Origin of the sequence: Geodermatophilus sp. DSM 44513, from assembly GCF_032460525.1 — a bacterium.
GTDB lineage: Bacteria > Actinomycetota > Actinomycetes > Mycobacteriales > Geodermatophilaceae > Geodermatophilus.
In genome coordinates this window covers 4,470,091-4,481,675 of the sequence record NZ_CP135963.1, presented here as the reverse complement: position 1 = coordinate 4,481,675, position 11,585 = coordinate 4,470,091, and the positions used below count along the sequence as shown (strand labels likewise).

Genomic DNA, 11,585 nt, shown 5'->3' with positions numbered 1-11,585 from the left:
AGGCCGTCGAGGTCCGTCTGCCGGTCTCTAGCGGTGCCGGTAGACGGGTCCAGACGGCGTCAGAGAGGCGGACGGCGCTCGCCGAAGCGGGTGGCCTGCTCGAAGGCGTACCCGACCTCCAGCACCCGCCGGTCGGCCCGCGGCGCGGCGACCACCTGCAGCCCGACCGGCAGGCCGTCCGGCGTGAAGCCCCCGGGCACCGACAGCGCCGGGCAGCCGGTCGGCGTGATCAGCGTGCAGGACCGCATCCACTCGAGGTAGTCCTCGAGCGGCCGGCCGTCGATCTCGGCCGGGTACTCCAGTTCCACCGGGAACGGCAGCACCTGCGTCGTCGGCGCGAGCAGCACGTCGTAGCGGTCGAAGAAGCCGACGACCCGCTGGTGGAGAGCGGTGTGCGCGATCTCCGCGCGGGCCACGTCGGCGCCCGTGAGCTCGGCGCCCAGCGCGGCGTTCCAGCGGATCGACTCCTTGAGCCCGTCCGGGTGCTGCCGGGCCAGGTCGCTGAACGTGGCGTCGAACTGCCAGGCCCGCAGCGTGCCGAACACGTCGTCGGCGTCGGACAGGTCGGGGCAGTCGACCTCCACGGTGGCGCCGAGCTCCTCGAACACCGCCACGCCCGCCGACAGCGCCGCCGTGATCGCCGGGTCCACCCGCACCCGGCCGCCCAGGTCCGGCGCCCAGGCCACCCGAACGCCGTCGAGCCGTTCGGGCAGCGGCGCGGCGAACGGGGCGCCCGGGTCCTGCAGCGAGATCGGCACCCGCCGGTCCGGCCCGGCCAGCGCCGACAGCACCAGCGCCACGTCGGCCACGGTGCGGCCCATCGGGCCCTGCACCGACATCTGCGACCAGCCCATCGACGCCGGCCAGGTGGGCACCCGGCCCGGCGTCGGTCGCAGCCCGACGACGTTGCAGAACGCCGCCGGGTTGCGCAGCGAGCCGCCGAAGTCGCTGCCCTCGGCCACCGGCACGAACCCCGCCGCCAGCGCCGCGGCCGCGCCGCCGCTGGAGCCCCCGGCGGAGGACCCGTGCCGGTACGGGTTGTGCGTCGCGCCGAACAGCGTGTTGAAGGTGTGCGAGCCGGCCGCGAACTCCGGCACGTTGGTCTTGCCGACCCGCACCGTCCCGGCCGCGCGCAGCCGGGCGACCACCAGCTCGTCGTCGGCCGGCACGGTGTCCGCCAGTGGGGAGCCCCAGGTCGTGCGCATCCCCCCGGTGGCGTGGGTGTCCTTGTGCGCCACCGGCAGCCCGTGCAGCGGACCGACCTCCTCGCCCGCGGCCAACCGGGCGTCCGCGGCGTCGGCCGCCGCCCGCGCGCCGTCGGCGTCCAGCGTCACCACCGCGTTGACCCGGCCGTCGAGTGAGTCGATGCGCTCCAGGCAGGCGTCGGTCAGCTCCCGGGCGGACAGCTGCCGGGCGCGGATCAGCGCCGACAGCTCGGTGGCGGGGAGCAGGCACAGCTCGTCGGTGGTGGTCACGACGACATCGTCGTCCTACCGGACGACACCGCCACCAGGAGCCGTCCCCCCGCCGCGCTGAGCCCCTCCCGGGCCTCGTCGCGGAGGCCTCCGGCCCCCACTCCTCGACCCGACACCGCCACCAGGAGCCGTCCCCCTGCCGCGCTGAGCCCCTCCCGGGCCTCGTCGCGGAGGCCTCCGGCCCCCACTCCTCGACCCGACACCGCCACCAGGAGCCGTCCCCCTGCCGCGCTGAGCCCCTCCCGGGCCTCGTCGCGGAGGCCTCCGGCCCCCACTCCTCGACCCGACACCGCCACCAGGAGCCGTCCCCCTGCCGCGCTGAGCCCGTCCCGGGCCTCGTCGCGGAGGCCTCCGGCCCCCACTCCTCGACCCGACACCGCCACCAGGAGCCGTCCCCCCACCGCGCTGAGCCCGTCCCGGGCCTCGTCGCGGGGGCCTCCGGCCCCCACTCCTCGACCCGACACCGCCACCTAGAGCCGTCCCCCCGCCGCGCTGGACCCGTCCCTGACCTGCCGGGAACGCCGAGGACCTGCCGGCCGGGCGATCCGGGTAGTGTCACTCCAGCGCCGGTCAGCCCGGCGCGGCGGTACACGTCGAACAACCGGCGTGCGTGGTCAGGCGGGACGCCAGCTCGGCTCCCGCGGCCGAGGTGACCCGCCCCGGTGCATGGACGGAAGGCGTCCCGTGGCCGTCGACCCCTCCTCGCAGCCTGCGACCGCCGTCGAGGCACTGGAGACGCTGGGCCGGCTCTCGCTGCGACAGCTGTCCATGGAGGAGCTGCTGCAGACCGTCGCGCGGCTGGCGGGCTCGGTGCTCCCCGGTGCGCCCGAGACCTCCGTGACGCTGCTCGACCGGGGCCGCCCGACGACGGTGGTGCACACCGGCCCACTGGCCCTGGAGCTGGACGAGACCCAGTACGAGCAGGACGAGGGGCCGTGCCTGCACGCCGCCCGCAGCGGCGAGGTCACCGAGATCGCCGACACCCGCACCGACGCCCGGTGGCCGGACTACGCGCGCCGTGCGGTGGACCGGGGCAGCCTCAGCTCCCTGTCGGTGCCCCTCCGGGTCGACGAGGACGTGACCGGTGCGCTGAACGTCTACGCCCGCCGGGCGGAGGCCTTCGACGACGCCGCCCGGGCGGCGGGCGCGGGCTTCGGCTCCTACGCCGCCATCGCGGCCGGCAACCTGTACGCCTACCGGCGGGCCCGCAGCGAGGCGGACAACCTGCAGGCCGCGCTGGAGTCCCGGGGCGTGATCGACCAGGCCAAGGGCATCCTCATGGAGCGGTACCGGCTCACCGCCGACCAGGCGTTCCAGTTGCTCACCCGGGCGTCGATGGGCGCCAACCGCAAGGTGCGCGACATCGCCGACCAGCTCGTGCACACCGGGGAGCTCCCCGTCACCCTGCCGGGTGCCGGCGGCCGGCGCCCGCGACCCCCGTCCGGTCGCCCGACCCCCCGGGCGCCGGGAGACTCCTGAGCAGCCGCCGAGGTCTCCCGGGGGGCTCCGGCGGTCAGGTCCCGCTGCTCTAGAAGGAGGGGCGGCGGGGCCGCCCCTCCGGTCAGTCCGCCGGGTGCTGGGGGACGACGTGCGGCACGACGTTGGGTCCCGCCTCGACCGGCCGCGGCCGGTCCTGGCGGTGCAGCCGGACGGCGACCAGCGCGACGTCGTCCTCGGGCCGGCCGTCGACCAGTCGCTCGAGCACCTCGTCCAGCAGCTGCTGCAGCGGCAGGTGGGCGAGCTCGACGAGTGTCTCGCGCAGCCGCACCAGCCCGGCGTCCAGGTCGGCGTCGCGGCGCTCGACGAGGCCGTCGGTGTACAGCAGCACCGTGGCGCCCCGGTCGAGGGTCACCACCGACTCCTGACGCTGCACCTCGTGGTCCACACCCAGCAGCAGGTCACCCCGCCAGGCCGCCAGCTCGGCCACGCTGCCGTCGGGGTTGATCACCAGGGGGGGCAGGTGCCCGGCGTTGGCCCAGCGCATCCGGGTGACGCCGCGGCGCCGCTCGTCGTCGGACTGCTCGAAGCGGGCCACCGCCGCCGTCGCCAGCACGTGCGTCTGCAGCACCGCCATCGACGCGTCCAGCCCGCGCAGCACCTCGACCGGTGAGGCGTCGCTGTAGGTGGCGATGCCGCGCAGCAGCCCGCGCAGCTGGCCCATGGCCGCGGCGGCCTCGGTGTCGTGGCCGACGACGTCCCCGATGACCAGCATCGTCGCCCCGTTGGGCTGCAGGAACGCGTCGTACCAGTCGCCGCCGACGCGGGCCGCCTCGACGGCGGGCAGGTAGCGGACGGCGATCTCGGCGTGGTCGGGCTCCGGTGGCTCGGTGAGCAGGCTGCGCTGCAGCCCCTCCGCGAGCTGCTGCTGCTGGGCGTACAGCCGGGTGTTGTCCAGGGCCAGGCCGGCGCGGTCGGCGACGTCCTGGGCGGTGGCCTGGTCCTCCCGGGACAGCGGCTCGCCGGGGGGTGAGTAGAGGGTGAGCACGCCCAGCGTGCGGCCGCGCCCGCGCAGCGGCAGGCACATCGCCGAACCCGGTGCCAGGGCGGTGAGCAGGCTCCTCGCCTCGCCGTCGGGCAGCAGGACGACCACCTCGTCGGCGTCGGCGCGCACCGCCTCCCCGGTCAGCAGCGACCGGGCCACCGGCGAGGTGGCGGGCATGGCGTCCAGCCGCACGGCGGCGTAGCGCTCGACCAGCGCGCGGGACGACGGGTCGGCGTGCCACCAGCCGACGTCGCGCGGGCGCCCGTCGCCTTCGACCACGGTCACGATGCCCCACTGGGCCAGGGCGGGCACGAGCAGCCGGGGGAGGCGGCTGGTGGCGGCCTGCGCGTCCAGGGTGCCGGCCAGCTCGGCGCTGACCTGCGCGAGCAGCGCCAGCCGCGTCGCGGAGCGCTCGGCGCGGTCGCGGGCCAGCTTCCGGTCGGTGACCTCCAGGAAGTAGACCGACAGGCCCTCGGGGCTGGGCCAGGCGCGCAGCTCGTACCAGCCGTCCAGCGGTGCCGGGTAGTGCGCGTCGAAGGTGACCGGCTGCGCCGTCCGCACGGCACCGCGGTAGCTGTCCTCGAAGACGCTGCCCACCGTGGCGGGGAACGCCGTCCAGATCACCTGGCCGAGCAGCTCGTCGCGGTTGCGCCCGAGCAGCCGCTCGGCCTCGGCGTTCACGTGCGTGAAGCGCCACTCGTGGTCCAGCGAGTAGAAGCCGGCCGGCATGGCCTCCAGCACGCGGCTGACGCGGACCTGCCCGGTGCGGTCCTCGGTGGTGTCGTACGCCGCGCCCACCATGCGGACGGCGGTCCCGTCCGGGCCGGCCAGCGCCCGGCCGCGGGCCTGCACCCAGCGGGTGTCGCCGGCGGGGCGCACCACCCGGTACTCGGCCTCGAAGTCGCTGCAGGTCTCGATGCAGGTGCGCACCGCCTCGCCGACCCGGGGCAGGTCGTCGGGGTGCAGCCGCCGGTTGAAGGCGGTGATGGTGCCGTCGAACTCCTCGGCGGTGTAGCCGAAGATCGCCAGCATCGGGTCGTCCCACACCAGCTCGCCGGTGCGCAGGTCCCAGTCGAAGGTGCCCACCCCGCCGGCGTCCATCGCCAGCCGCCAGCGCAGGTGCTGGCGCTCGTACTCCCCGGTCAGCGCGAGGTACTCCAGCTCGGTGACCACCGAGGCGGCCAGCTGGCGCAGCGTCGCCACGTCGGTCCCGGACCACTCACGGGGGAGCGGGTCGTGGACGCACAGCGTGCCGACGACGTGCCGCTCGCCGTCGGTCAGCGGGACGCCGAGGTAGGCCGTGACCTGTCCGGCCACCACCGGAGGCAGGTGGCTGACCCGCTCGTCGCTGCGGGCGTCCCCGATCGCCAGGACGTCGCCACCACCGGCGGTCAGCGTGCACATCGCCTGGGGGAGCTCGGTCTCGCGGCCCGTCCTCCCCGGCGGGAGCCCGGCGACCGCGGCGACGGACTGCACGTCGTCGAGCAGGGAGACCTGGGCGGCCTGCGCGCCCAGCAGCCGGGCGGCCAGCTCGGCCAGCCGGTCGACCGCCGGGGAGCCACCCGGTGCGGTGCGGAGCCGGCGGGCCGCGCGCAGGCGGGGGACGTCGCTGCGCAGGGCCTGCGCCGCCCGGTCGACCTCCGACGGGTGCGCGCCCTCGAGCTGCCGCGGGGAACCCTCCACCGGTACCTCTCCGTCGTCGGCGCGCGGTCGGGGTGCGCACCCAGGGGCCGCGGCAGCCACGCTCTTCGGGCTCACGCGTTCCCGACGTTATGCCACGGCAACTCGATCGGGTGCAACCGTCCGGACGCAGATCACTCCGGTGGCCGGCGGGCGCCGACGCTGCGCCGGTCAGCCGTGCCCGGGCACGACGAGGGTGAGCGCGCTGCCGCCGGCGTGGTCGACCCGCAGCCCCGCCCGCCGCAGCAGCGCCCGCAGCCGGACGACGTCGTCGGGCTCGCCGGTCGTGGTGGCCAGCAGGCGGGCGACGCGGCCCTTGTGCGCCTTGTTCGCGTGGCTCACCACGGTCCGCGTGCCGTCCGCGCGCTCGCTGCGGACGTCGAGGGTCACCGCGCCGGGAGCCGGGGCCAGGGCGGCGTAGGCGCCGCTGCGCAGGTCGACCACCAGCTCGTCGACGGCGGCCAGCACCGGGCCGAGGACCGGACGCCACACGGCGCGCAGCGGCGGCAGGCCGGGCAGCACCGACCCGGCCGACAGCCGGTAGGCCGGGATGCGGTCGGTGCCGCGGACGAGGCCGAACAACGCCGAGCCGACCGCCAGCCGCCGGTCGGCCCGCGCGCGCTGGGCCCGGGTCAGGGAGCGCACGTCCAGCGCGGCGTGCAGGACGCCGGTGTAGCGCTCCAGCGCGGGCACCGTCGGCGCGTCGCACAGCGCGGCGTTGCGGGCGACCTCGCCGTCCTGCGCCTCCGACAGACCCAGCGCCGCCCGCGCCGCCGGGCGGTCCCCGGAGAGCCCGACCAGCGCGGCCACCAGCCGGGCGCGCACACCGGTCAGCTCCGGCCAGGACAGCCCGGCGAGGTCCAGCGGGGCGCCGTCCCCGCCCGAGGCCTTGGTCTCCGACGGTGGGAGCAGAACGAGCACGGGAGGCCACGCTACGTGTGCACAGGCCGTGGACGTGGCCGGGCCGGGTCGATCCCCGGTACCCGACCGGGTGGTGCACACCACACTCTGTGCCTGTCGCCTCCCAGCTCCTGCAGGTCCCGTCCCGGCGCGCACCCGCGCCCGCGCGGACCGGCCGGGGCCGTGGGTGGGGCACCTGCACGGCCGGCACACCGGTGTGCCGGCCGCCGAGAGAGGAGCGTCCGTGGCAGGCAACAAGGCGGTCAAGTACATGGGGCCGGGCAAGGTCGAGGTGGCCGAGCTGGACTACCCGAAGCTGGAGCTGCAGGACGGGCCGGGGGTGCACCCGTCCAACGTCGGCCGCAAGACCCCGCACGGGGTCATCCTGCGGACGGTCAGCACCAACATCTGCGGCAGCGACCAGCACATGGTGCGCGGGCGGACGACCGCGCCAGAGGGTCTGGTCCTCGGCCACGAGATCACCGGTGAGGTGGCCGAGAAGGGTCCGGACGTCGAGTTCCTCGAGGTCGGCGACATCGTCAGCGTGCCGTTCAACATCGCCTGCGGCCGCTGCCGCAACTGCAAGGAGGGCAAGACCGGCATCTGCCTGACGGTCAACCCCGACCGCCCGGGCTCCGCCTACGGCTACGTCGACATGGGCGGCTGGACCGGCGGGCAGGCCGAGTACGTGATGGTCCCCTACGCGGACTTCAACTGCCTGAAGTTCCCCGACCGCGACCAGGCGCTGGCCAAGATCCGCGACCTCACCATGCTGTCGGACATCTTCCCGACCGGCTTCCACGGCTGCGTCACGGCCGGGGTGGGCCCCGGGTCGACGGTCTACGTCGCCGGCGCCGGCCCGGTCGGGCTCGCCGCGGCCGCCTCAGCGCAGCTGCTCGGCGCCGCGGTGGTCATCGTCGCCGACCTGGTGCCCGACCGGCTGGCCCAGGCCCGCAGCTTCGGCTGCGAGACCGTCGACGTCTCCCAGGGCGACCCCAAGGACCAGATCGCGGAGATCCTGGGCGAGCCGGAGGTGGACTGCGGTGTCGACGCCGTCGGCTTCGAGGCCCGCGGGCACGGCAAGGACGCCGAGCGCGAGCAGCCGGCCACGGTGCTCAACTCGCTGATGGGCATCACCCGGGCCGGTGGCTCCCTCGGCATCCCGGGCCTGTACGTGACCGGTGACCCGGGAGCGGCCGACGACGCGGCCAAGGTCGGCTCGCTGTCCATCCGCCTCGGGCTGGGCTGGGCGAAGTCGCACGCGTTCACCACCGGCCAGTGCCCGGTGATGCGCTACAACCGCCAGCTGATGATGGCGATCCTGCACGACAAGGTGCAGATCGCGAAGGCGGTGAACGCCGAGGTGATCCCGCTGGAGGACGCCCCGCGCGGCTACCAGGAGTTCGACCAGGGCGCGGCGAAGAAGTACATCCTCAACCCCAACGGCCTGGTCCCGGCCGCATGACGGGTGCGGAGTCGCTCGAGTGCGGAAGACGCACTCGAGCGACTCCGCTCAGGTCCAGTACAGGAACTGGGCCTGGGGCAGCCGGTCGGCCAGGGCGGCCTCGAACCAGCCGCGCAGCTCGCCCATCGTGTCCTTCGGGTAGACGTGCTTGACCGACCCGAACTTCCCCCGCTTGGTGGTCCGGCTCGCCTCGTCCATCTCCAGCTTGGTCCGCGGGTACCAGTCCAGCAGCGTCTCCTTGCTGCCCGGCGTGAACCGGTGGGTGATGCACTCGACGGTGAGGTCGGCGTCGGCGGGCAGCACCGCGGCGACGGCGTCCAGCAGCTCGCCGTACTCCTCCTGCCAGCCCTCGACCGGCATGATCGGCGCGATGGTCAGCCCCACCGGGTAGCCGGCGGCGGCCACCGCCGACAGGGCCCGCAGCCGCCCGGGCACCTTGGCCGTCGCGCCCTCGAAGCGCCGGTCGACCGACGCCGCGTTGACCGAGAAGCGCAGCCGGGTGCGCCCGCCGTGCGGCAGGCCGAGCAGACCGGTGACGTCGTCGAACTTGGTCGTGGCCCGCAGCTGCACCGGCCCCGGCCACTCGTGCGTGCCGAAGTGCTCCACCATCCGGGCCAGCCCGCCGGTGAGGTGCTCGATGGCCAGCGGGTCGGTGTAGCAGGAGGCCTCGAACGTCGTCCCCTCGCCGCCGCGGGCCACCGTGCCCGAGGTGACCGAGCCGCGGCCGACGTAGCCGTCCAGGCCGGCGAGCACCTCGTCGAGGTCGGCGAAGACCCGGGTGATCGGCGGACCGGACAGCGAGCCCGCCAGGTAGCAGTACTGGCAGTGCGCGGGGCAGCCCTCGGCCAGGTCCAGGCGCCAGTCGGCGGACGGCGCGATCGGCTGCAGCGCCCGCTTGGAGGCCGGTGGGACGACGAGGGCGAGGGTGTCCTTGGCCGCCATGAACGCCGCGCGGTCGCCGTCGCCGCGCAGGTTGGGCAGCCGGTCGCCGGCCAGCAGCTCGACGTCGAACACGCCGGCGGCCTCGAGCCGGGCCAGGACGCGCTGCCCGTGCGGCCGCTCGGCCGCCGACCGGGTGACGAGGACCCGCTTGGGGGTCCACAGGCGGGTGGGGGTGGGGGCCTCGATCAAGGCTGGTGCGCTCATCACTGGGTACAACACCGGCCGGACGCCGTTCCTGCCGGCCGACCGGTGAGGTCGACCACCCGGCTCACCGGTCGGGGTGCTCCCCGGCGGGGTCGTCCGGCCGGGCCAGCGCCTGCAGCTGCCGGCTGAGCCTGCGGGCCGCCTCGCCGTCCAGCCGGGCGAACAGCGGGTTGTCCGTGCGGGTGCGCTGGACGAGGTCCGCGCGCGCCGACTCCCCCGCCGGGGTCAGGACCACCGCGCGCACACGACGGTCGGCCGGCGCGGCACGGCGTTCCAGCAGCCCCCGCTGCTCGAGGCGGTCGACCAGGCCGGTCGCGTTCGAGGTGTCGCAACCCAGGAGCCGGGCCACCTCGGTCATGGGCAGCGGCTGCCCGGGCTGCAGCACGTCGATCAGCCGCGCCTGCGGGACGGTCAGCCCGCCGGCCTCCGCGGCGGCGTGCAGGGTGCGCGCGAAGGCCTCGAAGAAGCGCATCACGGCCTCGCCCAGGTCCGACCGCTGTGCCGCGGTGGCCCGGACACGCGAGTCGTCGACGGTGGACACGCCGGGAGTCTAGCAAGTTGGTACCTGCCGATAGTTGACACACCGGAATGTCTGTTGTGCCATGGAGGCCGTACACCCGCGAGAGGAGACGGACGTGATCGAGGTCAGCGGCCTGTGCAAGGCCTTCGGGGCGGTGCAGGCCCTCGACGGGATCGACCTGTCCGTGGCCGGCGGGACGGTGCTGGGGCTGCTCGGACCCAACGGGGCCGGCAAGACGACGGCCGTCCGGGTGCTCGCCACACTGGCCCGGCCGGACGCGGGCAGTGCGCGGGTCGCGGGCTTCGACGTGGTGCGCGACGCGCCGCAGGTCCGCCGCAGCATCGGGCTGGCCGGTCAGTTCGCCGCCGTCGACCCGAACCTCACCGGCCGCGAGAACCTGCTGCTCGCCGGCCGCCTCGCCCACCTCCGGCCGTCGGCGGCCCGCCGTCGCGCGGGCGAGCTGCTGGAGCGGTTCGGGCTGACCGACGCCGGCCGCCGGACGGCGGGCACCTACTCCGGGGGCATGCGCCGCCGGCTGGACCTCGCCGCCGCGCTGGTCGCCGAGCCGCTCGTGGTCTTCCTCGACGAGCCGACGACCGGCCTGGACCCGGCCAGCCGCGCCGACCTGTGGTCGGTCGTCCGGGACCTCGTCGCCGCGGGCACGACCGTGCTGCTGACCACGCAGTACCTGGAGGAGGCCGACCAGCTGGCCGACCGCATCGCGGTCATCGACGCCGGCCGCGTCGTGGCCGAGGGGACGCCGGCGGAGCTCAAGTCACGGCTGGCGGCCACCCGCCTGGTCGTCCGGCTCTCCACGACCGAGGACGTCCGGACGGCGGCGGAGCGGCTGGCCGGGGTGGGCACCGGCGTCCCGGAGGTGGACGCGTCGGCCGGCTCGGTGGCGGTGGAGGTGGCCGACGGCCCGGCCGCGCTCACCGAGGTGGTCCGCCGGCTGGACGCCGCGGGCATCGCCGTCCGCGGCCTCACCCTGACCGAGCCCAGCCTGGACCAGGTCTTCCTCTCCCTCACCTCCCGCGCTGCCTGAGCAGCCCCGATCGCAGGAGCCCCACGCATGAGCACAGGCACGACGATCGCCGACCTGGACCGGCCCGCCCGCGACCGGCCGGGGAGGGCGGTGACGGAGGAGTACCGCCCACTGCTGGGGTGGGCCGTCACCGACGCCCTGACGGTGACCTGGCGCAACCTGGTCGGCCAGCTGCGCCAGCCGCAGATCCTGGTCTTCGCGGCCATCCAGCCGATCATGTTCACCCTGCTGTTCCGCTACGTCTTCGGCGGCGCGATCAGCGTGCCGGGCGTCGACTACGTCGACTACCTGATGGCCGGGGTGTTCGTGCAGACGGTCGTCTTCGGCGGGATCGCCACCGCGGTCGGGCTGACCGAGGACCTCGCCTCCGGCGTGGTCGACCGCTTCCGCAGCCTGCCGATGGCCCGCTCGGCCGTCCTGACCGGGCGGGTGCTCGCCGACGTCGCCCGCAACCTGCTGTCGATCACGCTCATGGTGGCCGTCGGCCTCGCCGTGGGCTTCCGGCCCGACAGCGTCGGCGGCCTGCTCGCCGCGGTCGGCCTGCTCCTGCTGCTGGGCATCGCCTTCAGCTGGTACTACGCCCTCGTCGGCCTGGTGGTGGGCAACGCCGAGGCGGCCCAGGCGGCCGGCTTCCTGGTCATCTTCCCGCTGACCTTCGCCAGCTCGGCGTTCGTCCCCACCGGGTCGATGCCCGACTGGCTGCAGGCCTTCGCCGACAACCAGCCGATCACGGCGGCCATCGACGCCATCCGCGCGCTGGTGCTGGGCCAGCCGCTGGGGGAGGTGGTCCCGGTCGCGCTGGCCTGGATCGCCGCGATCACCGTCGTCATGGCGGCCCTGGCCATCACCCGCTACCGGCGGGCCCGGTGACC

At 75.4% G+C, this 11,585-nt stretch carries 9 protein-coding genes; 4 read left to right on the top strand and 5 right to left on the bottom strand.

Going from position 1 to position 11,585, the window contains the following annotated elements; all coding sequences use genetic code 11:
- Positions 1 to 59: 59 nt before the first annotated feature.
- Positions 60 to 1,475 carry an amidase gene (locus tag RTG05_RS21670; protein ID WP_166526829.1) on the bottom strand — a complete coding sequence of 472 codons (1,416 nt, stop codon included), beginning with the start codon at positions 1,473 to 1,475 and terminating at the stop codon, positions 60 to 62.
- A gap of 684 nt (positions 1,476 to 2,159) precedes the next feature.
- Here RTG05_RS21670 and RTG05_RS21665 point away from each other — a divergent pair.
- Positions 2,160 to 2,954: an ANTAR domain-containing protein gene (locus RTG05_RS21665; RefSeq protein ID WP_315912135.1), complete on the top strand. Its 795-nt coding sequence runs from the start codon at positions 2,160 to 2,162 to the stop codon at positions 2,952 to 2,954.
- A gap of 82 nt (positions 2,955 to 3,036) precedes the next feature.
- Here RTG05_RS21665 and RTG05_RS21660 read toward each other — a convergent pair whose 3' ends face one another.
- Together RTG05_RS21660 and yaaA are read right to left on the bottom strand one after the other, a co-directional pair.
- Positions 3,037 to 5,640: a SpoIIE family protein phosphatase gene (locus tag RTG05_RS21660; RefSeq protein ID WP_166526827.1), complete on the bottom strand. Its 2,604-nt coding sequence runs from the start codon at positions 5,638 to 5,640 to the stop codon at positions 3,037 to 3,039.
- 168 nt (positions 5,641 to 5,808) lie between these two features.
- On the bottom strand, positions 5,809 to 6,558 hold the full coding sequence (yaaA, locus tag RTG05_RS21655) for a peroxide stress protein YaaA (RefSeq protein ID WP_166526826.1): 750 nt from the start codon (positions 6,556 to 6,558) through the stop codon (positions 5,809 to 5,811).
- A gap of 223 nt (positions 6,559 to 6,781) precedes the next feature.
- Here yaaA and fdhA point away from each other — a divergent pair, with 223 nt between their 5' ends.
- Positions 6,782 to 8,002 carry a formaldehyde dehydrogenase, glutathione-independent gene (gene fdhA, locus RTG05_RS21650; RefSeq protein WP_166526825.1) on the top strand — a complete coding sequence of 407 codons (1,221 nt, stop codon included), beginning with the start codon at positions 6,782 to 6,784 and terminating at the stop codon, positions 8,000 to 8,002.
- A 48-nt stretch (positions 8,003 to 8,050) separates the two neighbouring features.
- Here the strand turns inward: fdhA and RTG05_RS21645 are convergent, their stop codons facing one another.
- Complete coding sequence (locus tag RTG05_RS21645; RefSeq protein WP_166526824.1) at positions 8,051 to 9,148, bottom strand: SPL family radical SAM protein; 1,098 nt, start codon at positions 9,146 to 9,148, stop codon at positions 8,051 to 8,053.
- A 64-nt stretch (positions 9,149 to 9,212) separates the two neighbouring features.
- Entirely contained in the window at positions 9,213 to 9,689 is a 477-nt protein-coding gene (locus RTG05_RS21640; RefSeq protein ID WP_208104708.1) for a MarR family winged helix-turn-helix transcriptional regulator, read from the bottom strand.
- A gap of 94 nt (positions 9,690 to 9,783) precedes the next feature.
- Between RTG05_RS21640 and RTG05_RS21635 the strand changes: the two genes are divergently transcribed.
- Positions 9,784 to 10,713 (top strand): ATP-binding cassette domain-containing protein, encoded by a 930-nt coding sequence (locus RTG05_RS21635; protein ID WP_315912134.1) that lies wholly within the window; start codon positions 9,784 to 9,786, stop codon positions 10,711 to 10,713.
- Between the two features lie 27 nt (positions 10,714 to 10,740).
- Positions 10,741 to 11,583 carry an ABC transporter permease gene (locus RTG05_RS21630; protein WP_166526822.1) on the top strand — a complete coding sequence of 281 codons (843 nt, stop codon included), beginning with the start codon at positions 10,741 to 10,743 and terminating at the stop codon, positions 11,581 to 11,583.
- Positions 11,584 to 11,585 lie beyond the last annotated feature (2 nt).

Excerpts from the sequence above, each read along its gene's own strand:
- RTG05_RS21645 (WP_166526824.1), bottom strand. The coding sequence starts at position 9,148 with ATGAGCGCACCAGCCTTGATCGAGGCCCCCACCCCCACCCGCCTGTGG.
- RTG05_RS21630 (WP_166526822.1), top strand. The coding sequence starts at position 10,741 with ATGAGCACAGGCACGACGATCGCCGACCTGGACCGGCCCGCCCGCGAC.